This window comes from Algoriphagus pacificus, from assembly GCF_017254845.1.
GTDB classification, from domain to species: Bacteria; Bacteroidota; Bacteroidia; order Cytophagales; family Cyclobacteriaceae; genus Algoriphagus; species Algoriphagus pacificus.
The window spans coordinates 204,747-227,020 of record NZ_JAFKCU010000007.1; the positions used below are offsets into that span (position 1 = coordinate 204,747).

General features: G+C 38.3%; 25 protein-coding genes and 2 rRNA genes. 12 read left to right on the forward strand and 15 right to left on the reverse strand.

What is annotated here, in order from left to right:
* The first annotated feature begins 72 nt into the window (after positions 1-72).
* Entirely contained in the window at positions 73-1,098 is a 1,026-nt protein-coding gene (hemE, locus tag J0A69_RS20765) for a uroporphyrinogen decarboxylase (protein ID WP_206588549.1), read from the forward strand.
* A gap of 46 nt (positions 1,099-1,144) precedes the next feature.
* Here hemE and J0A69_RS20770 read toward each other — a convergent pair whose 3' ends face one another.
* A complete protein-coding gene (locus tag J0A69_RS20770; RefSeq protein ID WP_236033052.1) occupies positions 1,145-1,954 on the reverse strand; it encodes an MOSC domain-containing protein in 810 nt (269 codons plus the stop codon).
* Positions 1,955-2,385: 431 nt separating this feature from the next.
* On the opposite strand from J0A69_RS20770, the gene dnaK reads away from it, so the two are divergent.
* Both dnaK and J0A69_RS20780 read left to right on the forward strand, forming a co-directional pair.
* Complete coding sequence (dnaK, locus tag J0A69_RS20775) at positions 2,386-4,299, forward strand: molecular chaperone DnaK (RefSeq protein WP_206588550.1); 1,914 nt, start codon at positions 2,386-2,388, stop codon at positions 4,297-4,299.
* Between the two features lie 79 nt (positions 4,300-4,378).
* Positions 4,379-4,753: a co-chaperone GroES gene (locus J0A69_RS20780; RefSeq protein ID WP_206588551.1), complete on the forward strand. Its 375-nt coding sequence runs from the start codon at positions 4,379-4,381 to the stop codon at positions 4,751-4,753.
* Between the two features lie 27 nt (positions 4,754-4,780).
* Here J0A69_RS20780 and J0A69_RS20785 read toward each other — a convergent pair whose 3' ends face one another.
* The 6 genes from J0A69_RS20785 to rocD form a co-directional block, all read right to left on the reverse strand.
* The gene (locus J0A69_RS20785) at positions 4,781-5,140 is read right to left on the reverse strand and encodes a hypothetical protein (RefSeq protein ID WP_206588552.1); all 360 of its coding nucleotides are present in this window, start codon (positions 5,138-5,140) and stop codon (positions 4,781-4,783) included.
* Between the two features lie 300 nt (positions 5,141-5,440).
* The gene (locus tag J0A69_RS20790; RefSeq protein ID WP_206588553.1) at positions 5,441-6,631 is read right to left on the reverse strand and encodes a porin; all 1,191 of its coding nucleotides are present in this window, start codon (positions 6,629-6,631) and stop codon (positions 5,441-5,443) included.
* Between the two features lie 116 nt (positions 6,632-6,747).
* Complete coding sequence (locus J0A69_RS20795; RefSeq protein ID WP_206588577.1) at positions 6,748-8,043, reverse strand: ammonium transporter; 1,296 nt, start codon at positions 8,041-8,043, stop codon at positions 6,748-6,750.
* A 523-nt stretch (positions 8,044-8,566) separates the two neighbouring features.
* Positions 8,567-9,535 (reverse strand): porphobilinogen synthase, encoded by a 969-nt coding sequence (gene hemB / locus J0A69_RS20800; RefSeq protein WP_206588554.1) that lies wholly within the window; start codon positions 9,533-9,535, stop codon positions 8,567-8,569.
* 4 nt (positions 9,536-9,539) lie between these two features.
* Positions 9,540-10,196, reverse strand: a complete 657-nt coding sequence (locus tag J0A69_RS20805) for an HAD family hydrolase (RefSeq protein WP_206588555.1) — start codon at positions 10,194-10,196, stop codon at positions 9,540-9,542.
* A complete protein-coding gene (gene rocD, locus J0A69_RS20810) occupies positions 10,196-11,467 on the reverse strand; it encodes an ornithine--oxo-acid transaminase (protein WP_206588556.1) in 1,272 nt (423 codons plus the stop codon). The genes J0A69_RS20805 and rocD overlap by 1 nt, the downstream gene beginning before the upstream one ends.
* A 73-nt stretch (positions 11,468-11,540) precedes the next feature.
* On the opposite strand from rocD, the gene J0A69_RS20815 reads away from it, so the two are divergent.
* From J0A69_RS20815 to J0A69_RS20850, 8 genes are all read left to right on the forward strand, one after another.
* Positions 11,541-11,699, forward strand: coding sequence for a DUF5522 domain-containing protein (locus J0A69_RS20815; protein ID WP_206588557.1), 159 nt, complete (start codon positions 11,541-11,543; stop codon positions 11,697-11,699).
* Positions 11,700-11,801: 102 nt separating this feature from the next.
* The gene (gene rpmB / locus J0A69_RS20820) at positions 11,802-12,044 is read left to right on the forward strand and encodes a 50S ribosomal protein L28 (RefSeq protein ID WP_074226189.1); all 243 of its coding nucleotides are present in this window, start codon (positions 11,802-11,804) and stop codon (positions 12,042-12,044) included.
* 30 nt (positions 12,045-12,074) lie between these two features.
* Entirely contained in the window at positions 12,075-12,257 is a 183-nt protein-coding gene (gene rpmG / locus J0A69_RS20825; protein ID WP_014020702.1) for a 50S ribosomal protein L33, read from the forward strand.
* Positions 12,258-12,293: 36 nt separating this feature from the next.
* Positions 12,294-12,446: a DUF4295 domain-containing protein gene (locus J0A69_RS20830; protein ID WP_206588558.1), complete on the forward strand. Its 153-nt coding sequence runs from the start codon at positions 12,294-12,296 to the stop codon at positions 12,444-12,446.
* Between the two features lie 90 nt (positions 12,447-12,536).
* On the forward strand, positions 12,537-13,493 hold the full coding sequence (gene ftsY / locus J0A69_RS20835; protein WP_206588559.1) for a signal recognition particle-docking protein FtsY: 957 nt from the start codon (positions 12,537-12,539) through the stop codon (positions 13,491-13,493).
* A gap of 119 nt (positions 13,494-13,612) precedes the next feature.
* Complete coding sequence (locus J0A69_RS20840; protein ID WP_206588560.1) at positions 13,613-14,461, forward strand: SPFH domain-containing protein; 849 nt, start codon at positions 13,613-13,615, stop codon at positions 14,459-14,461.
* Positions 14,462-14,463: 2 nt separating this feature from the next.
* Entirely contained in the window at positions 14,464-14,952 is a 489-nt protein-coding gene (locus J0A69_RS20845) for a hypothetical protein (protein ID WP_206588561.1), read from the forward strand.
* 3 nt (positions 14,953-14,955) lie between these two features.
* A complete protein-coding gene (locus J0A69_RS20850) occupies positions 14,956-15,138 on the forward strand; it encodes an Arc family DNA-binding protein (protein WP_206588562.1) in 183 nt (60 codons plus the stop codon).
* A 29-nt stretch (positions 15,139-15,167) separates the two neighbouring features.
* Here the strand turns inward: J0A69_RS20850 and J0A69_RS20855 are convergent, their stop codons facing one another.
* Complete coding sequence (locus J0A69_RS20855) at positions 15,168-16,664, reverse strand: TolC family protein (RefSeq protein ID WP_206588563.1); 1,497 nt, start codon at positions 16,662-16,664, stop codon at positions 15,168-15,170.
* 173 nt (positions 16,665-16,837) lie between these two features.
* On the opposite strand from J0A69_RS20855, the gene J0A69_RS20860 reads away from it, so the two are divergent.
* Positions 16,838-17,602: a class I SAM-dependent methyltransferase gene (locus tag J0A69_RS20860; RefSeq protein WP_206588564.1), complete on the forward strand. Its 765-nt coding sequence runs from the start codon at positions 16,838-16,840 to the stop codon at positions 17,600-17,602.
* Here the strand turns inward: J0A69_RS20860 and J0A69_RS20865 are convergent.
* From J0A69_RS20865 to J0A69_RS20895, 7 genes are all read right to left on the reverse strand, one after another.
* Entirely contained in the window at positions 17,599-18,561 is a 963-nt protein-coding gene (locus tag J0A69_RS20865) for a glycosyltransferase (RefSeq protein WP_206588565.1), read from the reverse strand. The two genes, J0A69_RS20860 and J0A69_RS20865, sit on opposite strands and share 4 nt — an antisense overlap.
* Entirely contained in the window at positions 18,561-19,526 is a 966-nt protein-coding gene (locus tag J0A69_RS20870; protein WP_236033054.1) for a glycosyltransferase family 2 protein, read from the reverse strand. The genes J0A69_RS20865 and J0A69_RS20870 overlap by 1 nt, the downstream gene beginning before the upstream one ends.
* Positions 19,526-20,074 carry a DUF4199 domain-containing protein gene (locus J0A69_RS20875; RefSeq protein ID WP_206588566.1) on the reverse strand — a complete coding sequence of 183 codons (549 nt, stop codon included), beginning with the start codon at positions 20,072-20,074 and terminating at the stop codon, positions 19,526-19,528. Before J0A69_RS20875 ends, J0A69_RS20870 begins: the two co-directional genes overlap by 1 nt.
* A 7-nt stretch (positions 20,075-20,081) precedes the next feature.
* The gene (locus J0A69_RS20880; protein ID WP_206588567.1) at positions 20,082-20,594 is read right to left on the reverse strand and encodes a DUF4199 domain-containing protein; all 513 of its coding nucleotides are present in this window, start codon (positions 20,592-20,594) and stop codon (positions 20,082-20,084) included.
* Entirely contained in the window at positions 20,587-21,828 is a 1,242-nt protein-coding gene (locus J0A69_RS20885) for a dihydroorotase (RefSeq protein WP_206588568.1), read from the reverse strand. The genes J0A69_RS20880 and J0A69_RS20885 overlap by 8 nt, the downstream gene beginning before the upstream one ends.
* 172 nt (positions 21,829-22,000) lie before the next feature.
* Positions 22,001-22,112 (reverse strand): 5S ribosomal RNA (gene rrf / locus J0A69_RS20890).
* Positions 22,113-22,176: 64 nt separating this feature from the next.
* Positions 22,177-22,274 (reverse strand): 23S ribosomal RNA (locus J0A69_RS20895); the annotation flags it as partial.

A 22,274-nucleotide genomic window follows, 5' to 3' on the forward strand; every position in this document is an offset into this window, starting at 1 on the left:
TTTGAATGGATCCTGTTTTTTTATGTTCAAAAAATCCGAGGTCAAAATTAATTTGACTGTTATCTTTGCGCCATGCAATTACAAAATGATCTTCTGCTTAGAGCCGCGAGAGGTGAGAAAACAGAAAGAACCCCTGTTTGGCTGATGCGTCAGGCAGGAAGAATCCTTTCTGAATATAGAGCTGTCAGAGAAAGTGTCAGCGGATTTATAGAACTGGCACAAACTCCAGAATTAGCTTCCGAAGTGACAATTCAGCCTGTTGATTTATTAGGCGTAGATGCAGCGATCATATTTTCAGACATTTTGGTAATCCCAGAAGCAATGGGACTTCCCTATGAAATGGTAGAAAAAAGAGGTCCTTGGTTTCCTAACACTGTTGCAAGTGAGTCTGATCTTAAAAAATTGAGAATTGCTGATGGAGCAAATGACTTGAGCTATGTCATCAAGGCTATCGAAATCACCAAGAAAAATCTTGCTGGAAGAGTACCATTGATCGGTTTTGCCGGCGCTCCATGGACCATTTTTGCTTACATGGTAGAAGGAAGCGGCAGCAAGACTTTCTCAAAAGCCAGGGAAATGCTTTATACCCAACCAATATTTTCTCATAAGCTTCTTCAGATGATCACGGATAGTACAATCAATTATTTGAAGGCACAAATCACTGCCGGAGCAGACTTAGTTCAGATTTTTGATAGCTGGGCGGGAATTTTGGGACCAAAACAATATGCAGAGTTTTCACATCAATACATCTCACAGATTTGTGATGCAATAACTGAAGTTCCAGTAACCGTCTTTGCAAAAGGTGCATTCTTCGCTCGGGAAGAAATGGGGAAACTGAATTGTGAAACTATTGGACTCGATTGGAATATGGGAATCGATGAATCCAGAAAACTCATTGGTTCTGAAAAAACACTTCAAGGAAATCTTGATCCAGCTGCACTTTATGGAAATCCGGATCAGGTAAGGCAAGCTACAATCGAAATGATGAAGCAATTCAAAGGAAGCCGTCACATAGCCAATTTAGGTCATGGAGTCTATCCAGACATTGATCCTGAAATGGTCAAGGTATTTATTCAGACAGTCAAAGAATTTAAATAAAAAAAGGGCGATTGGGATCCAATCGCTCTTTTGCTATCCTTTTTACTTATCCCATAAACTCAACGGAGTCCCCTATTTTGATTTTGCCATTGCTCAAGGCAACCATATTTTGACCAAAAAGCACTTTATTATCTTTCGTTCTAAAGCTAGCCAAAGTCTTTAGTGGTTCTTTTCCTTTTTTCCCTGTATCCTGATCTACTGTAGTCAAAACACAGCGAGCACAAGGTTTGATCAGGCTAAATTCTAAGTTTCCAATTTTCATGAAATTAATTTTATCCTCGGCAAAAGGAGCGCCTCCTCTGAAAACGATATTGGGTCTAAATCTATCCATTGGGACATGTTCGGAAAGCCTCGCATTGAGATCATTGAGAGAAGATTGCCCAATAAGTAAATAAGGCATGCCGTCAGCAAAACTGACAGATTCACCATTTTTGGCATATTTTGGATCCACTTTTCTTCTGGTTGTGCTAGGCATTTTCACCAAGCTGACTTTAACACCCAGCTTTTCACTGAACCAGCGATCAAACTCATCTCCTACTTTCACTGCCTCCACTTCATCATCCCAAACTCTAACTGTAATTGGATCAGCCATTTCCTGATTAATGGGAATTCTAATTTGACTTGAGCGATTCCTTTTGTCAAAAACCACCAAAGAATCTTGAGCGATTAACACTTGAAGTATTGCCATTTCTGGGAATTCCCTTTGGGAAACAAAGCCTCCTTCAGAATTCACCAACATCCATCTTCTATCAAATTGGAAACCTCTCTCCTCAACCCAGGCTTCATCCAGCCGGATTCCTCCGAGAGACTTTATTGGATACACATAAATATCTTGAACTGTCAGCTGATTTTGCATGTGAGAATTTAATAAGGCAAAATCGGAAAGAATAACTTACCCGAATAAATTTTCGGTTGTGAGGTGAGATAATGTTGATTTAAGGTAATTCCAGCAGATCGGAAAGAGGTCAAGCTCCAGATTAAGCTGGATTAAGGCCATTCCCAGCAAAAAAACCAGCAACCACTTTTTACGCTCCTTGTTCTTTTTGAAAAAATCTCTCATAACACTCAAATAGATGCAGGTTTTCCTCAGAAGGTTGCAAGCATGCAAAAAAATATCTGTCAGAATGGGACTTGGCCAATCCTGAAAATGACATTTCTGGAGATTATCCAATAAAGTCCTGCCAGTGTTTCTGCCAATCTGACACAAATAAGCCGTATTTCATCAATGGCACATCCCTTGAAGAAAGGGAGGAGTAACACATTGAAACAACTTAAAAATATATAATTATGGGAAAAATTATCGGCATTGACTTGGGTACCACCAACTCCTGCGTAGCCGTAATGGAGGGTAATGAGCCTGTAGTCATCCAAAACAGCGAAGGAAGAAGAACCACACCATCTATTGTGGCTTTTCTTGACAATGGAAACGGTGAGCGCAAAGTAGGTGATCCAGCAAAACGTCAGGCAATCACTAACCCAGCCAATACCATTTCCTCCGTGAAGCGATTCATGGGTAAAAAATTCTCTGAAATTTCTGAAGAGAAAAAGCATGCTTCTTATAAAGTAGAAAAAGGATCAAACGATACTGTTGCCATTAAAATCGGTGACAGATCTTATACTCCTCAGGAACTTTCTGCGATGATCCTTCAGAAAATGAAGAGCACAGCAGAAGATTTTCTTGGCCAGGAAGTGACAGAAGCTGTAATTACAGTTCCTGCTTATTTCAACGATGCTGAGCGTCAGGCTACAAAAGAAGCTGGACAGATCGCAGGTCTTGAAGTGAAGCGAATCATTAACGAGCCAACTGCTGCGGCTTTGGCATACGGAATGGACAAGAAAAACCAGGATATGAAGATTGCGGTGTATGACCTTGGTGGTGGTACATTTGATATCTCAGTCTTGGAACTTGGAGACGGCGTATTCGAAGTAAAATCAACTAATGGTGATGTACACTTGGGTGGTGATGACTTTGACCAAGTAATCATCAACTGGTTAGCTGACGAATTCAAAAGCGAAGAGCAAATTGACTTGAAGCAAGATCCAATGGCACTTCAGCGATTGAAAGAAGCTGCTGAGAAAGCTAAAATTGAGCTTTCAAGTTCATCTTCAACGGAGATCAACTTACCATATATTACTGCAACTCAAACTGGACCAAAGCACTTGGTTAGAACTTTGAGTAGAGCAAAGTTTGAGCAGCTTTCCGAAGATCTTGTAAGAAGATCAATGGAACCATGTAAAAAAGCTTTGGCAGATGCAGGAATGAGTCCTTCTGAAATTGATGAAGTGATTCTAGTGGGTGGATCTACCAGAATCCCTAAGATTCAAGAGGAAGTTGAGAAATTCTTTGGAAAGAAGCCATCTAAAGGCGTAAACCCAGATGAGGTAGTAGCTATCGGTGCTGCAATCCAAGGTGGTGTATTGACTGGAGAAGTAAAAGACGTACTTCTTTTGGACGTGACTCCGTTGTCTTTGGGTATCGAAACCATGGGTGGAGTTTTCACCAAATTGATCGAATCAAATACAACTATTCCAACTAAAAAATCTGAGGTGTTCTCTACTGCAGCGGACAATCAACCAGCAGTAGATATTCACGTGCTACAGGGGGAAAGACCTATGGCTAAGGATAACAGAACCATCGGTAGATTCCAGCTTTCTGATATTCCACCAGCACAAAGAGGGGTTCCTCAAATCGAAGTAACATTCGATATTGATGCAAATGGTATTTTGAATGTTTCTGCGAAAGACAAAGGAACTGGTAAAGAACAGAAAATTAAGATTGAAGCTTCTTCTGGACTTTCTCAAGAGGAAATCGACAGAATGAAGAACGAAGCTGAAGCAAATGCTGCGGCAGATAAGGCAGAAAAAGAGAAAATCGAAAAGTTGAACCAAGCAGATAGCCTTGTATTCCAAACTGAAAAACAGTTGAAAGAATACGGAGATAAACTTTCCGAAGGAAACAAATCTGCAATCAGTTCTGCTCTTGAAACTTTGAAAGCTGCACATCAGTCTCAAAACTTAGAAGGAATTGATTCTGCAATGGAAGGATTGAACAAGGCTTGGGAAGCTGCTTCTCAGGAAATGTACAATGCTGCTGGCGCTCAAGGAGCTCAACCAGGACCAGATGCAGGTGCAGATGCTGGAACTTCAGGTGATGGCGTATCTGATGTAGATTACGAAGAAGTAAGCGAAGACAAAAAGTAAGCTTCGGCTAAACCAACTCATAAACGGCATCTGTTCCAGGACAGGTGCCGTTACTTGTTTTAGAATCAAGATAAAAACCATGCAACTAACAGCAGACAACAAGCTCAAGAATCTAATTGTAGTAGGAGACAGGGTTTTAATCAAATTAAAAAAGCCCAACGAAAAGACTGGCTCAGGTTTGTATTTACCTCCTGGGGTTCAGGAAAAAGAGAAGGTTCAACAAGGATATATTATTAAAACCGGCCCTGGCTATCCGATCCCAATGGCTACTGATGATCACGAACCTTGGATGGAAAAGGAAGAACATATCAAATATGTGCCACTGCAAGCTAAAGAAGGTGATTTAGCCATATTCTTATTAAATGGCTCTTTCGAAGTAATCTATGAAGGCGAAAAATATCATATAGTCCCTCAATCATCAATTTTAATGTTGGAACGAGAGCAAGAACTATAAAAAAAGCCCGGCATAACCGGGCTTTTTTTAATGCCACCAGAATTTCCTTGGTCGCATTGATTTTGGTAAAATATAACTGGCCTTTGATCCTGCTACTGAAAATTCAGGATCCTCCCAAACCTTTCTGTTTTTGGCTTTTAAGCCTTTTGGATTATTGATATTTTTCCTGGTTGAAATCAAAGACTGGGAACCTTTTCTTTCCCAAATTTTTGCATTTTTTGCATTTGGTCCTTTCAAATCAGAAGGTCTATCATAATACACTACTGCCAAGGAGTTACTTGTCTTTTCAGAAATCTTGGCATTTTTTGCTTTGGGACCAGTAACATTTTGGGAATAAGATGCTACTGAAACCAATAGGGCCGCTAGTAATAAGAACGGTCTTTTCATCGAATTATATCTGGGTTGTTGACATAAAAATAAACTGAATCCGGGAACTTAGGTTTCAAAAAATCAACATTTTCAAAAAGATTTTGACTGTTATCAAAAATTTTATTTCATATTAAACGTTAGGTTTCAATCAAACCAAAATATTCATTGGTTTTATTCAAAACCACTTTTAAGAAAAATTTCACGTTTTCATGGTTTTTAGATTGAAAATAGAAGCATGATCCTCTAAAATCTATATTAATAAAAAAAACCGAGGTGAAAATCACCCCGGCTTTATTGACAATAGACCCTGTTTATTCTTTAGAAAGAAAATACTGCCGCCAATAGGAATGACGACAAACTTTTACTTCCAGCTAGATCTTTATTTAAGAAATAATCTTCTTCACTCATTGTATCTAATCTCAATTCAGGAATCAACGTAAGGTTTTTTCCGATTTTTGCATTTCCTGACAAGGTTACTGCGAAAACATTTCCATCACCATTTGCATCAGTTCCTACAACTCCATCTAATCCACCGTTGAATACACTGAAATATTCACCTCTCAAACCGATTGCAAAATTCTCAGAGGTAGAAGCCTGAAGGTATCCAGCAAAACCATAGAATCCTGAACCATCACCATCGATATCTTGTGCATCACTACCATTGAATACTTCGCCTGCAGCAGTAGTATTATAGGTAGTATTTACACCTAAATAAAGTGCTTCAGTAAGATTAAAACCAGTAGTTAAATCCACTTGGAAAGTAGTACCTAAAGAGCTTTGGCCATTCACCAATCCACCTTGATCTACATCAAGCTTTCCATCTTGGTCACCATAAACAAAGTTCAAATAAGTACTTCCAGCATCAGTAGAATATCCTAATTGCGCTCCAAGAGTATAAGTTCCATTCAAGTTAAATTCTGTCATGTCTGTAGGGTTCATCACAGCAGTCATCAATGACCATTTGTCTGAAAGCGCGAAGTCAGCTTTCAAGCCAGTGTGTGAGAACGGACCGTAAGAGAACATGTAAGAAGTGGAATAGTTGAAGTTGGCTGTTGGAGAAATCACTTCATATCCCAAGAATGTATTGAAGTTACCAAAGGTAAGAGTTACCACGTCGCTTACATTCCAGTAAACATATAACTGGTTTACGATTTGAGAGCTACCAGCCATTCCTCCTGCATAAAGAGGAGAACCAAAAACTGCATCTTCTCCACGAGGGCCAAACACCAAATCAGCCACTGCTCCTACTTTTTCACCTTCATAAGTAGCAATGATATTAGCCATACCCAAAGAGAAACCTGGAAGATTTCCAAAAGAAGATGCAGGCGCTTGGAAGTTTTCTCCTTTGTTTGGAGCACCAAAGTTTGTTCTGAAATAAGCATCAACAGAACCTGAGAAAGAAAATTTTGAAGGCTCTTTTTCTTCTTCAACAATAATTACCTCTTGTCCAAAACTTAGAGTAGATATAGAGAACAGAGATGCGAATATTAGTAGTTGTATTTTTTTCATTTTAATTTTAAATGTTGGTTAATGATAGAATGTTGACCTATAGCCCTGCCCTTTAGAAAGAGAGTCGCATTTTTTTCTATCAGGCGGGGCTTAAATTTTTTGGTTGATTGAATTGACTATTCGTCGTAAACGATGGTATATCCACGGATACCATGCTCATGAGAATCCAAGCCACTTTTTTCGTGCTCTTCAGAAACTCTGATACCTACCGTTACTTTCAAGACATAGAATATGATAAAAGCAGAAACAAATGCTGTCACACCGCAAATAGCCACACCTATTAATTGTGTGATAAATGAGTGATCAGGATTTGTAGAAAAAATACCAACTGCCAAAGTTCCCCAAACACCACAGGTCAAGTGAACTGAAACAGCACCTACTACGTCATCAAGCTTTAACTTATCCAACAATACTGCTGAAAGAACTACCAGAATCCCCGCAACAAAACCAACGATGACTGCAGAACCAGGATTGATTACGTCAGCCCCAGCAGTAATACCTACAAGACCTGCCAAAACCCCATTCAACACCATACCAAGATCAAGTCTCTTGAAAACAAAATAACCTGCAAGGAATCCACCCATACCTCCAGCACAAGCTGCCAAACAGGTAGTTACCAATACAAAGGAAACTAATCCAGGGTCAGCAGAAAGAACAGATCCACCATTGAATCCAAACCAACCTAACCACAATAAAAAGACACCGATTACTGCCAAAGGAACAGAAGCACCTGGCTTATCTACAGTTTTACCGTTTACATATTTTCCAATTCTAGGACCGACTAGGATAACACCAGCCAAAGCACCCCATCCACCAACTGAGTGAACCAATGTACTTCCTGCAAAATCATAGAATCCCATGTCATCTAGTGCACCACCACCCCATTTCCAGCTTCCGATAATTGGATAAACCAACCCTACGAAGAATAAGGTGAAAATCAAGTAAGCCCAAAGCTTAACACGCTCAGCAATTGCTCCAGAAACAATAGTAGCAGCCGTAGCAGCAAACATCGCTTGGAACAAGAAATCTGTCCAATAAGTGTAACCACCATCAGCATAAGCTGACGTTACATCTGCATCTCCTGGTGAAAACCAAAACATGCTCCAACCCGCTCCATCAAAGCCAAACCATCCTGGGGTTTCAAATCCTGGATACATTAAGTAGAATCCAGCTACTGCATACGTAAGAATACCAATAATAGGGGTGATAGTATTCTTAAATAAAATGTTTACTGTGTTTTTGGCCTGGCCAAAACCGGCTTCAACTCCCGCAAACCCTAAGTGCATAATAAACACAAGGGCAGTGGAAAGCATCATCCATACATTGTTTGTCGTAAGGATGTTCTGCGTTAACTCCGCAGAGACATCCATTGTCGCGGCCGCATCTTGGGCCAACAGGGGTGCGAAATACATCATAGGTTTTTATATGAAATTTGAACTGATTTCAGAATTAATGATAGGTTTGAGAATTTTTAATTAATCGAATGTAAATACATTAATAGCAATAAAACAAATGCATAATTTTAAAAAAAGGCATATTTTCATATAACTATGGATGTTTTTTGATCCATTTTTTATGAATTTTGCAAAAAATGATGCCTTTTTAATGATTCTGAAAGGTAAATCAATGAAAGAATAATATTTGGATAAAATGATCTTTATTCTTCGAAATCGATTTCAAAATCGATGTTTCAGAATTATCTAAAAATATTCAAGGTAAAAAAAGAATATTATTTTACAATTTTTAATTATACAAGATTTTAATACATTTCTTAGGATTTATAAAAAATATAAAATTTCAACTTTTTGATTTTTTTTTCACCACATCATTCAAAAAAGTAATATTTATTTGAAAAAGTGATCAAAAAATAAACCCACTTAAACAAAAAAACCGTCTTTTAGACGGTTTTTAATAAATTCTGAAACCTAAGTTCAGTTATTTAATTAATTCTGCATATTCCTTTGCGAAATATGTCAAAATAACCTTCGCTCCTGCTCTTTTTATACTAGTCAGAATCTCCAACATCGCACGCTCTGAATCAATCCAGCCATTAGCCGCAGAAGCTTTCACCATACTATACTCGCCAGAGACATTATATGCCGCAATTGGAACCGGATAATTATCATTTAATAGCTTTATGATATCCAGATATGACAATGCAGGCTTGACCATTAAAAAATCTGCACCTTCTTCCACATCTAAATCAGCTTCGATCAAAGCCTCCTTGGAATTGGAGTAGTCCATTTGATAGGTTTTCTTATCACCGAATTTCGGAGCAGAATCTAAAGCATCTCTAAATGGACCATAAAAAGCACTTGCATATTTGGCGGTGTAAGACATAATAGATGTATCAATGAAACCATGATCATCTAACAGATCCCTGATAAAACCAACCCTTCCATCCATCATATCTGATGGTCCTATAATATCAACGCCAGCATCTGCCTGTGCCAAAGACATTCGACCGAGCACTTCTAAAGTTTCATCATTTAGGATCTTTCCATCTTTTACAATCCCATCATGCCCATCACTACTATAGGGATCCATGGCCACATCAGACATGAGGCAAACCTCTGGAAATTGCTTTTTTATTTCCCTTAAGGCTTTCAGGTAAAAAGTTTCTGGATTGTAACTTTCTGTAGCCAGAGGATCTTTGAGCTCTTCAGGATAGGCCGGAAACACATCAAAAGCTCTTATCCCTAGCTTCAAGCATGACTCAATTTCCCTAAGCATTAGATCTATCGAAAACCTATAAATCCCTGGCATAGACTTTACTTCTACCTTTTTTTGATTTCCATCGATTAGAAATAAAGGAAAAATTAAGTCTTTGACTGAAAGTGAGGTTTCTTCCACCATATGGCGAACTGCTTCAGACTTCCTGTTTCTTCTGGGTCTTCGTTGCATAATTCTAGATAAATAAGTTTTTGATATCAGTTAAAGACAAATCAGTATAGTCTTTAATGTAATGATGACAATCTGGCAATTCCTCCTTTTGATGACTGGAAAGCACACCAACTACTTTCATCCCTGCATTCAACCCAGCAGTAGCACCGGAGAATGAATCTTCAAACACCAAGCAGTTCTGAGGATCAACCCCCAAGTTCAAAGCACTCTTTATATACACTTCAGGATGGGGCTTATGTTTTGACACATCCTCAGAGGCTAATTTAGATTCCATTTTTTCGGAAAGCCCCAAAGTATTAATAATCAATTCAAGATTGGCCCAAGGTGCCGAGGTCGCTACCGCTGTCGGCAGCTGATCCCGTTTCAATTCTTGAAAGAACTCCATAAACCCTTGGATAGGATTTACTTCAGTTTTATAGATCTCTCTAAACAAGCTTTCCTTCTCATCTTCCAACTTCAGAAGCTCTGCTCCTTCGATTTTTCTACCTAAGAAGTGACTTAATATATAGCCATTGTTTTTGCCATACATGTGCTCTTGGTATTCTTCTTCTGTGGGATTGAGATTTCTTTTATTAAAAAAGATTTGAAATGCTTTAGAATGGAAAGGGTTAGTGTGACAAATTACCCCATCCATATCAAATATTACTGCTTTTAAAGCCATCACTTTTTGAATGCTAGAATTGTCTTCTCGATGATATCACAGCAATCATGAATCTGATCTTCTGTCATGACCAATGGTGGCGCAAACCGGATAATATTTCCGTGAGTTGGCTTTGCCAAAAGGCCATTATCCTTTAAAGCCACACAAATATCCCATGCAGTAGAACTATCTTCAGAATCATTGATCACTACAGCGTTTAACAATCCTCTTCCTCTGACAAGTTTCACTAAGTCTGATTTTTCTACCAACACCTTCATTCTATCTCTGAAAATCGCCCCAAGTTTTCTTGCGTTTTGTGCCAAATTCTCGTCTTTCACTACTTCCAGTGCAGCCATAGCTACTTTTACCCCTAAAGGATTCCCTCCAAAAGTGGATCCATGTTGACCTGGTTTGATGACATTCATTATTTCATTATCTGCCAAAACAGCCGAAACAGGATAAAATCCTCCAGATATTGCTTTACCGAGAATCAATACATCGGGTTTTGTATAAGAAGACTGTCTTTCACAATGACCTTTACAAGTGCAATTTCCACAAACCGCCAATAAAGATCCTGTTCTTGCAATCCCAGTCTGAATCTCATCTGCTATTAAAAGCACGTTTTTTTCGAGACAAATTTCTTTAGCTCTACGCATATAATCCTCAGCTGGAGTATAGACACCAGCTTCTCCTTGAATTGGCTCCACTAGAAACCCTACTACTTCAGGATCTTTTAGGGCTTCTTGAAGTGCATCAATATCATCATATGGTATTTTAATAAATCCTTTTGTGAATGGGCCGAAATTTTTACGAGCATTGGAATCATTCGAAAAAGAAATAATGGTAGTAGTTCGGCCATGGAAATTATTTTCAGCGACTACTATTTTCGCTTTATTTTCAGCAATTCCTTTTTTCTCATAGCCCCACTTTCTTGTAATTTTTATTGCAGTCTCTACTCCCTCAGCACCAGTATTCATGGGAAGTACTTTATCAAAGCCAAAATAAGTAGTTAAATACTCCTCAAAAGGTCCCAATACATTATTATGAAACGCTCTAGAAGTTAGCGTCAAAGTACTCGCCTGTGAAATCAAAGCCTCTAAAATTCTGGGGTGACAGTGACCTTGGTTGACAGCTGAATAAGCTGACAAGAAATCATAATATTTTTTCCCTTCGACATCCCAAAGAAAAACACCCTCTCCTTTAGCCAAAACAACCGGTAAAGGATGATAATTATGTGCGCCATATTTATCCTCGAGGGCTATCGCTTGCTTACTGGACAAAATTGTCTCCATGTTTTTCTTATTTTTGTGTCCTACATCAATTCTATTTCAGCAAAAATAGAACAATTGGCTGTACTACATAAGAATGAAACCGGAAAAGAACCGTCAAAACCAAGCAACTTTAACATCTGAAGACTATTATTTCAATGAGCAAGGCTTAATGGTTTTCACCGCGAAATACCATTTAAAAAGGGGATATTGCTGTGGAAATGGGTGCAAACACTGCCCTTATCCAAAAGGTTGAATTAAAAGGGAATAATTTTGAATGTGTTTGTTGTTAATTCCCAAAAAGTTCCGATATTTGCAGACTCATTACAGAAACGCATACAAATTACGATACAATATCATGGCAAAAGTTTGTGACATTACCGGAAAAAGACCTCGCGTAGGTAACAACGTGTCCCATGCAAACAACAAAACCAAGCGTAGATTCTACCCAAATCTTCACAAGAAGACTTTCTACGTTCCTGAGGAAGACGCATGGATCACACTTAAAGTGTGCACTAAGGCATTGAAGACTATCAATAAGAAAGGTATCTCTGCAGTTTTGAAAGAAGCTCAGGATTCTGGCATGATCGTAATCAGATAATCAAAGTCACGACCTTAAATAAACACGAAGATGGCTAAGAAAGGAAATAGAGTACAAGTGATTTTGGAATGCACAGAGCATAAGACTTCTGGCATGCCAGGTACTTCAAGATACATCACTACTAAGAACAGAAAAAACACAACTGAAAGATTGGAATTGAAAAAATTCAACCCAATCCTTAAGAAAGTTACTGTTCACAAAGAAATTAAGTAATTTAGCTCAGGAGTAATCCTGTAAAACGACAAAGATATGGCTAAGAAAGTAGTAGCAACCCTTAAGAAAAAAGACGGTGTAACTTACGCTAAAGTCATCAGAGCTGTAAAGTCTGATAAGACTGGTGCTTATACCTTCAGAGAAGAAATGGTTCCTTCCACATTGGTGCAGGAAACATTGAACAAATAATTGCCAAGTGCAGCTTCATGCATTTAAGTCCCTCTGGTCAAAGGTCAGCAGGGACTTTTTCGTTATATTCCGTTTTTAAATTCAATCACCATGGGAATTTTTGGTTTCTTTTCTAAAGAAAAAAAAGAAAGTCTGGATCAAGGCTTACAGAAATCAAGCGAAAATATTTTTTCCAAACTCAGCAAAGCTGTTGTCGGAAAATCAAAAGTAGATGAGGAAATCCTAGATGAGCTCGAGGAAATCCTAATCACATCAGATGTGGGTGTTGATACCACGATCAAAGTCATTCGCAGAATTGAAGAACGCGTGGCTAAAGACAAATATGTCACCACAGATGAGCTCGATAAAATCTTGAAAGAGGAAATCATAGGACTCCTGGAAGAGAACAATACCCAGGATCTTCTTGATTTTGATATCCCGGAAGATAAAAAGCCCTATGTCATCATGGTGGTTGGAGTCAATGGAGTAGGCAAGACCACAACCATTGGTAAACTTGCAAACCTATTTAAATCTGCCGGCAAGAATGTGGTATTGGGTGCAGCCGATACTTTTAGAGCTGCTGCAGTCGACCAATTGATTCTTTGGGGAGAAAGAGTAGGCGTACCTGTTATTTCACATGGAATGAATACGGATCCAGCCTCCGTAGCTTTTGATGCTGTAAAGAAAGGAATTGAATCCAAAGCAGATGTGGTCATCATCGATACTGCAGGGAGACTTCATACCAAGGTCAACTTGATGAATGAATTAGGAAAAATCAAGCGCGTCATGCAAAAGTTCGTAGCTGATGCCCCGCATGAAATCCTATTAGTATTGGATGGATCTACTGGTCAAAATGCTTTCATTCAGGCAAAAGAGTTTACAAAGGTAACCGAAATCACTTCTTTGGCTATCACAAAACTTGATGGCACAGCAAAAGGTGGTGTCGTGATTGGAATTTCTGACCAATTCAAAATCCCGGTTAAATATATCGGCGTTGGAGAAAAAATGACTGATCTACAACTATTTAACCGAAAGGAATTTGTAGACTCTTTGTTTACCAAGAAGTAGAAAAACCAAATCTTATTAAATACCTCGACTAACCTCGAGGTATTTTTTTTTGCAAAAGTTTGAACAAATAAAAATTTCTAGCGTAATTTAATATGATATCATTTTAACATCATATTGAAATGGAAAAAATAAGCAAACCATCCTCAGGGTATCTTTTTATCCTACTAGATTTGGCTTCTATAGCCGCTGCAGTTTATGCATTAGTAAACGGGCTTCCTCTATTGGGAGCTATCGCCGTATTCGTAACGATCCTGATCATTCCGGGCTTTTTCATAGTGGAACCTAATAAAGCAATGGTTTTACTTCTTTTCGGAGAATACAAAGGAAGTGTGAAAGCCAATGGATTCTATTGGGTGAATCCCTTTATGACCAAAAAGAAAATCTCACTTCGAGTAAGAAACTTTGAAAACAAGCCTGTCAAGGTTAATGACAAAATCGGTAACCCTGTATTGATCGGAACTATCGTTGTTTGGCAAGTGGAAGACACTTTCAAGGCAACTTTTGATGTAGATGATTATGAAAACTTTGTTCATCTTCAATCTGATGCGGCGATCAGAAAAATGGCAGGGCTTTATCCTTATGACAATTTTGAGGATGAAGAGGCTGAAATCACCCTTCGCTCCGGAGTAGAAGATGTCAACCATTCGTTGGAGCAAGAAATCAGTGAAAGATTACATCATGCTGGAATTAAAGTAATCGAGGCAAGAATTTCTCATTTGGCTTATTCCTCAGAAATTGCCTCAGCAATGCTTCAAAGACAACAAGCAACAGCCATCGTCGCAGCAAGACAAAAGATCGTAGAAGGAGCTGTTGGAATGGTGGAAATGGCTCTGGAAGACCTGAAAATGAAGGATATCATCGAATTTGATGATGAGAAAAAAGCAGTAATGGTCTCCAATTTGATGGTAGTTCTTTGTTCTGATAAGAGTGCAAGCCCAGTATTAAATGTGGGAACTTTGAATCAATAAACATGAGTACCAGAGTATTCAACGAAAGTCAATCCTATAGAGGAACATGGATCATGTATTTGATCATATTGACAGAACTGCCTGTCCTGATCCTTTTATTGGTTTTGTTTTCCATGAATGATGATAAACAAGAAATGGGGATTGCTTTGGCAGTTGTTTTGGGTGCCGTAGGCCTGAGCCTTACTTTAATTCTAAACGTGCGATTGGAAACCAGAATTGATGATTATGGGGTTTCGTATAGATATTTTCCATTTATTCGAAATTGGAGAAAAATAGAAAAAGCTCAAATTTCATCAATTAGGGTTATTAATTATAGTCCTATCACCGATTATGGAGGCTGGGGTTTAAAAGGAAATAAAACAGCGAAAGCATACAGTATTTTGGGTGATGAAGGGATTTTAATTGATATAGGCAAGAAAAAGAAAATTATGATAGGTACATCCAAGGCCAAAGAGCTGAGAGTTTACTTGGAAAACTGGAAGGAGGATTAGAGGATGGGAAGAAAGAAGGCTTTTGCGTTAAGAATAGACGAAAACATGATGAAGGCACTAGAAAAATGGGCCGCAGACGAGTTTCGAAGCACCAATGGGCAACTCGAATGGATCATCAGAGAATCGCTCAAGAAAGCTGGGCGGCTCCCTAAAGGTAATTCTGATCAATCAGAACCAAGCGAATAAAAAAGAGACCATTTTACTGGTCTCTTTTTTTATTTCAAATCTTCTAAATCAGGAATATAAAGTAACTCATCATTTTCAAAATCATATAAGGTCAGAGCTCGCAATTCATAATACGCCATCCAATAGTCTTTCAATGAATTATAAAATGCACGCTTGTTTTCATCCTTTTGGCCTTGGGCGATATTGAGATCAGTGATAGTTACATTTCCAGTTTGATACCTTCTCAGAGCTATTTCATATCTTTTGGCAGCTACTTCATCTGACTTTTGAGTTACTTTAATCCGTTCTCTGATCATTAAAAAATTCTTCACTTTCGTGAAAATCTCCTGCTCAAAGTTGATCGTTTCCTGCTCAACAGTATACTCCACATACTGCTGATTGGCTAGAGCCACTGACACTCTTGCTTTATTTCTACCCCAATCTAAAATCGGAACAGAAATCCCAAGATTCACTAATGCTTGCGTATTCGGATTTTGATAAATATCAGCCCAAGTAAAAGCCGCATTGTTATAACCATAACTAGCATTCAGGTTCATCTGTAGTCGATTTCCTTTTGCTTCTGCCAAATCAGACTCAGCTTGTAGACGTTGCCTATCAAAGCCCAATGCTTCGGATCTGTTTTCAAAAGCATAGGTAATAGCTTTTTCCACATCCACATCAAATTCCGAAATATTAGTTGGCGGCAATAATTCGATACTGGCTCCTTGATTTAATCCGATAAAGGAATTGACTGCAAGGGCTGAGCTCTCTAGATCCAATTGAGCACGCGCTAAATCCTGACGAGCTTCTAATGTTTGAAGTTCCACCTGAAGCAATTGATCTTCAAAAGTCGCTCCGATTTCATAGCGCTTTTTCTCTATGGAAAAAATCTGCTCTGTGTTTTTAAGGTTTTGTGTGGCTATCTCAAAATTAACCTGTGCAATCAAATAGTTAAAAAATAACTCAGTCACCATCATGGAGACCTGCTCTATTTCTTCCACAAACTCTCTCTTGCTTTCTTCATAAAGCAAAGGCTGTATTTTTTTATCCCACTTGTAAGGATTAAAAGCAAAAATAGGCTGCTGTAGACTGATGTTAACAGGAACTCCAGACCATCGAGTCTGAATTTCAGAATCAGAAGCAAGGAAATTATCGAAACGATTCGTGGATGTATTAATGGAAATAACACCACCTGTTGGTGAAATCACTTGCTGCAAGCCTAAACCCAAATCGATTAAATTTTGATTTACCTCTCTAAACTCAATCGTTCCATCTGGCTGCGTTACATTATTGAAAGCTTGAGAATAAGCTGGCACGGTTCCATTTAGCCTCAATTGCGGATTATAATTGGATCTATACAATCGGTACTGCCAGTATCTGTTTTCGCGGATAGTCTTAGCACGTAAGGAAGCTGGTGAGCGGTCTTTTGCTCTTTGAACCATTTCTGTAAGTGTATACCTCACAGAATCCTGAGCAGCTACACCAACAGAAAAAGAGAGTAACAAAAGAAAAACAAGGGTAAAGAATGGACGGATCAAGTCTTTCATGGAGAAATTGGTATTTCAAGATTTAAAAAGAATGATCTAAAATAAAGATAGTTTAATTCGATGCAAAAGAGATTTCCTTTTCAAATGCTAAATATTCCTAAAGTTTTAAAAGAAAGCGTAAGACTGGGCATCTACAGGGAGTTTGAGTAACTTGCACCTCTTAAAAATACTGCATGAAGTCGATTATCAGTTTCGTAATCCGTTATATCCCAAGACCTTTTTTACAGCGAGTAAGTCCTTTGGCGATGAAATTTTTAGCTCTTGCCAATAAAGGAGATAAAGTGACTTGCCCTGTTTGTGATCATAGCTATAAGAAATTTCTACCCTATGGCAGAGTGGCAAGAGAAAATGCCTTATGCCCAAATTGTCTCAGCTTAGAGAGACATCGATTGATGTGGCTTTATTTAAAAGAGAAAACTGATTTTTTTACAGGAAATCTCAAAGTACTTCACATTGCTCCTGAGCATTGCTTTATTAGTCGCTTTGAAAATTTAAAGAACTTGGATTACATCACAGCAGATCTGGAATCTCCACTTGCCAAGGTTAAAATGGATGTGCATCAAATCCCTTTTGAGGATAACACTTTTGATGTGGTTTTTTGTAATCATGTGATGGAACATGTTGAGGATGACTTGAAGGCCTGTTCGGAAATTAATCGTGTGATGAAATCCACTGGATGGGGTATAATTCAATCCCCGGTTTACCCTTTGAAGGAAACAATTGAAGACAAATCCATCACAGACCCTGCCATGAGAGAAAAATTATTTGGGCAGCGAGATCATGTGAGAAAGTATGGGAGGGATTATGCTGAGAGACTCCGGAAGTCAGGCATTGGGATGGAAGAAAATCTGTTTGTTAAGCAACTGCCTTCAGATCAAATTCAAAAATACGCCCTTCCACCAGATGAAATTATCTTCGTTTGCTCAAAAGGAGATTAACCCTTCAAGGTCTTTTTTACCCATTCCAAAGCAAGCCCAAGACCATAAGAGAAAAGTTGGACTACGGAGGTGATTAAACTTAAAACTCCAACCGAGATGGATTTTGATTGGAGAGTGGCCTGTAAAACTATTGCAGTTGCCCAAGTAAACAAAACCCCTACTTGTAGGTAGAATATCGTTTTATTCAGAAAAAAAGCAAATGGTGTTGCCAGGCAAAAAAGGAGAAAAAAGAAAGGCATCAAGTGTACAAGCTTGATAGCTTCTGAATGAAATCTCGATACATTGACCCGGTTTTGACCAAATGAAAAAGCTTGTTTAGCGAAAGAAATCAAATTGTTTTTACGTTTATGAAAGACGTAAGCCTCTTCGACCAATTCAAGTTTAAACCCAGCTTTTTTGATACGGATACTCCACTCGATATCCTCCCCTTTATTTGGATCTACAAATCCGCCTAGTTTTTCAAAAACCTTCCTGGAAACCCCCATATTAAATCCACGAGCTTGATATTTTGATGGGTCTTTTAATTTTCCACGGATCCCGCCTGTTGTCCAAAAGGAAGTCATCGCAAAATTCATAGCCTTTTGTAAAGTAGAAAAATCTTGAGCTGCCGCATCTGGACCACCAAATGCATCCAAGAATCTTTCTTGGATAGCTGTTTTTAGCAGGCTCAGGTAGTTTTGAGGCAAAACCACATCAGAGTCCAATATCACAAAGAACGACCCTTGAGCAAGCTTCATTCCATCATTTCGAGCGAATCCCTGTCCTTGATTGGGTTGATGAACATAATTGATATTCAAATCCTTTTGAAAGGAATTAACAATCGAATCTGATTTGATTGTTGAACCATCATCCATAACCAGCACCTCAAAATCAGAAAAGCTTTGGTTGGTCAGGCTTTTAAGCAATTCCTGGAGTTCTTGGGGCCTGTTATAAACCGGTATGATAACCGAAAAAAACATCAGTAGTTAAAATTGATCTCCTCGTCGATTTTATATTCTGTCTCTTTGGATTGATTGGATGTCATCAACTCTGCAATAAATCCTGTGACAAATAATTGAACTCCAATAATTAGAGCAACTAAAGCCAAGAAGAAAAGTGGCTGATCGGTAATTTCACGTACTGCAAGGCCTTTGCTGAGACCGTATACTTTTTGAAAAATCAACCAACAAGTAATTGCAAAGCCAGTAAAAAAAGAGAGTGTTCCCAGCAACCCAAAAAAATGCATGGGTTTCTTTTTATATCTATGGACAAAAGAAACTGAAATCAAGTCTAAAAATCCATTCAGAAACCTCTCTAATCCAAATTTAGAATAGCCATATTTTCTGGCTTGATGTTGAACTACTTTTTCTCCAATTTTTGAAAAGCCGTTCCATTTAGCCAGTAATGGAATATAGCGATGCATTTCACCATAAACCTGAATATTTTTGACTACTTTTTGACGATAAGCTTTAAGTCCACAATTGAAATCATGGAGTTTAATGCCTGAAATCCATCTTGTAACAGCATTGAAAAATTTGGAAGGAATGGTTTTACCAATTGGATCATGGCGTTCCTTTTTCCAGCCAGAAACAACATCAAACCCTCCTTCTTTAACCATGGCATATAAACCAGGGATTTCATCTGGACTATCCTGCAAGTCAGCGTCCATCGTGATGACTACCTCACCAGTTACTCTTTGAAATCCTGCATCCAAAGCAGCGGACTTACCATAGTTTCTGGTAAAATTCAGCCCTTTTACTGCTTCAAACTGTATGGAAAGGTTGTTGATTACTCCCCATGAATTATCCGTACTTCCATCATTTACATAAATGACTTCATAAGAAAAGCCGTGGTCTTTCATGACCCGGCTAATCCAATGTGTTAATTCTGTTAATGATTCCTCTTCGTTGAAAACAGGAACGACTACGGAAATTTGTGGTATCATTAATAATCCAGAGACTTATCTCGCTTTTTAAGTATTGCTGCCAAAATTAAAGCAATAATCGCATAGATAATAATCCCAATTCCAAAACCCATTAATTGACCGCTTAATGTAAATTGTCTTGAAGTATTTGCTCTCATGTCCTCTAGTTGCTCTGGGCTCATCGAATCAGCTGACGCACCAAAATTTTCCATCATACTGAGTGCATTTTCAAATGCCTGATCACTCAAGACTCCTGCAAGAGATGGATCGATTACATGGAATAATAAAAGCTGTCCAATTAAGCTAATTATTCCAGAAATTAAGATGGCAATAAAACTAAAATTAAATGCCGTGCCGAAGGTCATGTAACCTCCTATTTCAGTTCTATATTGCTTGCCAAAATAAATGATCAGGACAAAGAAAATTACAATCGCTATTAATCCAAACCAGGCTGATCCTAGTAATGTGGCATCAATAAAGTATGCAATAAAAGTAAGGGCCAAAGAAACCAACCCAATGGTTAAACCAGGTTGAATGGCCGCTTTAAAAGGAGATTGTTGTTCTTCCATAGTTTCTTTAATTAGGGTTTTTTCTCAAAATAATAGAAATAATAATAGTAAAAAACAGACCTGGAATGATTTTCCAAATAGAGTCATTGATTGCAATATCAGTTTTGACCATATTTTGGACACTTTCCAGGGTAGCATCGTATGATTCCGTTCCTACTTGAGAAACAATTGTTTCTTTGCTTTCTATTAGAGCCTGCACCTTGGATGCTTTGATCAGCTCAAATAAATCAGGACTTAAATTCAGAATAAGCCATATCCCAACAAAGGATAGCAAGGCAATAAACATATAAGTTACAAAGCCAACACTCATTCCTTCTGCGAAAGAAATATATCCTGAATTTGTATAATCTTTAAAATAGCGAAGAGCTAGGTAAAGAGAGATTGGCACTATCACATAGCCAAATATCAAATTAAGATTTGTTGGATCTTCTCTTAAAAATGTAAGAACGATAAAAGAAATAAGGCCCATGATCCCTCCTAGGAGGCCAAACAAATAGGCCGATTTGAAATACCTATTCATCAATTTTTATCAATTCTCCCTTTTGGATCACAAATTTTACTTTGCCAGTAAGTTCCTGACCAAACCATGGTGAATTTTGAGATAAGGATTTATTGGATTTCCTGGAATAGGTCCACTTTTCGTTGGGATCAAAAATAGTCCAAGAATCATTCTCCTTTTGAATTATGCTACGAGGAGCTTCGGTTACTTTCTGGATCAATGTTTCCCATGAAAGCTCAGATTCTAATTTCACCATTGCGGGCAAAAATGTCTGAAGACCTATCATTCCGAAAGCAGCCAAGTCAAATTCCATAAATTTGGAATCATAATCCTGAGGTTGGTGATTGGATACAATTGCATCAATTGTTCCATCTTTCAGGCCTTCTATCAAAGCACTTCTATCTTTCTCACCTCTAAAAGGAGGTTTAACTTTGTAATCTGGGTTGAAATCCAATAAGTCTTGATCTGTAAATATCAATTGGTATATAGATACATCGCAAGTGATATTAAGTCCCTCTTTTTTTGCTGCACGAATAAGTTCTACACCTTTGGACGTACTTACAGTCTGGAAATGAAGTCTTCCCCCTGTATATTTTAAGATCTCAATATTTCTTTGAATTGCTACATCTTCAGCCAAATTTGGAATTCCCTTCATTCCTAATCTAGTGGAATGATCTCCTTCATGCATCTGACCAAAAATAGCTAATAATGGATCATAAGCATGGTCAAATAGAACTCCATTAAACTTTTGCAAATATTGGAGAATCTTCATTAGCCGATCCCCATTTGCTAGCGTTCTTGTCCCATCACCAAAAATTGTCACATCTGACTGATGGTGCATGTCCAGTATTTCCGTTAAATTCTCCCCATCCGTATCTTTGGTCACAGCACCTTGGACATACAATTCAGCTTTGTATTTTTTTGACTTGTTCAGTAGATAGTCTACCTCATTTTTACTTTGAATGACAGGTTCTGTATTTGGCATCACCACTGCCCCTGCAAAGCCACTTGCTGTTAAGCTATCGCAAAGGGAATGTATTGTTTCTTTGTATTCCAATCCTGGCTCTCCTAATCCGCAACGTAAATCAATCCAACCTTGAGAGGCAAAGGAACCTGAACAATCGAGCACATCATAGCTCTTGGAATAATCTTCATTGGCAGCAGGAATAAGTTTACCTTCTTGAAAAATGAAATCCTGTGCTTTTTGGATCCCAGATGAAGTAATCATCTTGAGTCCTTGAAAGAGAATGGACATGAATTTGGGCTTTGATGCAAAACTGCAACAATATTATAAAAATGAAAAGTAGAAATGTATTTAAAGCAGGTAGAAATTAATCAAAAATAAAAAACTCTCATTTTGACTTAACCAAAACAAAAACTCCTATAAAACCAAAAAGCCCTTTGGGATTACCAAAGGGCTTAGAATAATGTGGCGGCGACCTACTCTCCCGGGTGTAACCCCAGTACCATCGGCGCTGCAGGGCTTAACTTCTCTGTTCGGGATGGGAAGAGGTGGGACCCCTGCGCTAGGCCGCCTAAATCTTTGTGGTATGACCACTTAATATCTTAAGTTTAACATGTCTTTGCAGAAACTGTAACAAACAGCGGTAAGCTTTTGGGCAATTAGTACTACTCAGCTATGACATTACTGCCTTTACACCTGTAGCCTATCAACGTCATCGTCTCTGACGGCCCTATTTG

Coding starts and splice junctions, on each gene's coding strand:
- J0A69_RS20830 (WP_206588558.1), top strand. CDS start 12,294: ATGGCTAAGAAAGTAGTAGCAACCCTTAAGAAAAAAGACGGTGTAACT.
- J0A69_RS20780 (WP_206588551.1), top strand. CDS start 4,379: ATGCAACTAACAGCAGACAACAAGCTCAAGAATCTAATTGTAGTAGGA.
- J0A69_RS20860 (WP_206588564.1), top strand. CDS start 16,838: ATGAAGTCGATTATCAGTTTCGTAATCCGTTATATCCCAAGACCTTTT.
- J0A69_RS20865 (WP_206588565.1), bottom strand. CDS start 18,561: ATGTTTTTTTCGGTTATCATACCGGTTTATAACAGGCCCCAAGAACTC.
- hemB (WP_206588554.1), bottom strand. CDS start 9,535: ATGCAACGAAGACCCAGAAGAAACAGGAAGTCTGAAGCAGTTCGCCAT.
- J0A69_RS20790 (WP_206588553.1), bottom strand. CDS start 6,631: ATGAAAAAAATACAACTACTAATATTCGCATCTCTGTTCTCTATATCT.
- J0A69_RS20855 (WP_206588563.1), bottom strand. CDS start 16,664: ATGAAAGACTTGATCCGTCCATTCTTTACCCTTGTTTTTCTTTTGTTA.
- J0A69_RS20805 (WP_206588555.1), bottom strand. CDS start 10,196: ATGGCTTTAAAAGCAGTAATATTTGATATGGATGGGGTAATTTGTCAC.
- dnaK (WP_206588550.1), top strand. CDS start 2,386: ATGGGAAAAATTATCGGCATTGACTTGGGTACCACCAACTCCTGCGTA.
- rpmB (WP_074226189.1), top strand. CDS start 11,802: ATGGCAAAAGTTTGTGACATTACCGGAAAAAGACCTCGCGTAGGTAAC.
- J0A69_RS20795 (WP_206588577.1), bottom strand. CDS start 8,043: ATGTATTTCGCACCCCTGTTGGCCCAAGATGCGGCCGCGACAATGGAT.
- J0A69_RS20870 (WP_236033054.1), bottom strand. CDS start 19,526: ATGATACCACAAATTTCCGTAGTCGTTCCTGTTTTCAACGAAGAGGAA.
- J0A69_RS20785 (WP_206588552.1), bottom strand. CDS start 5,140: ATGAAAAGACCGTTCTTATTACTAGCGGCCCTATTGGTTTCAGTAGCA.
- J0A69_RS20815 (WP_206588557.1), top strand. CDS start 11,541: ATGAAACCGGAAAAGAACCGTCAAAACCAAGCAACTTTAACATCTGAA.
- J0A69_RS20850 (WP_206588562.1), top strand. CDS start 14,956: ATGGGAAGAAAGAAGGCTTTTGCGTTAAGAATAGACGAAAACATGATG.
- hemE (WP_206588549.1), top strand. CDS start 73: ATGCAATTACAAAATGATCTTCTGCTTAGAGCCGCGAGAGGTGAGAAA.
- J0A69_RS20845 (WP_206588561.1), top strand. CDS start 14,464: ATGAGTACCAGAGTATTCAACGAAAGTCAATCCTATAGAGGAACATGG.
- J0A69_RS20885 (WP_206588568.1), bottom strand. CDS start 21,828: ATGTCCATTCTCTTTCAAGGACTCAAGATGATTACTTCATCTGGGATC.
- J0A69_RS20880 (WP_206588567.1), bottom strand. CDS start 20,594: ATGAATAGGTATTTCAAATCGGCCTATTTGTTTGGCCTCCTAGGAGGG.
- J0A69_RS20875 (WP_206588566.1), bottom strand. CDS start 20,074: ATGGAAGAACAACAATCTCCTTTTAAAGCGGCCATTCAACCTGGTTTA.
- ftsY (WP_206588559.1), top strand. CDS start 12,537: ATGGGAATTTTTGGTTTCTTTTCTAAAGAAAAAAAAGAAAGTCTGGAT.
- rocD (WP_206588556.1), bottom strand. CDS start 11,467: ATGGAGACAATTTTGTCCAGTAAGCAAGCGATAGCCCTCGAGGATAAA.
- J0A69_RS20840 (WP_206588560.1), top strand. CDS start 13,613: ATGGAAAAAATAAGCAAACCATCCTCAGGGTATCTTTTTATCCTACTA.
- J0A69_RS20770 (WP_236033052.1), bottom strand. CDS start 1,954: ATGCAAAATCAGCTGACAGTTCAAGATATTTATGTGTATCCAATAAAG.
- rpmG (WP_014020702.1), top strand. CDS start 12,075: ATGGCTAAGAAAGGAAATAGAGTACAAGTGATTTTGGAATGCACAGAG.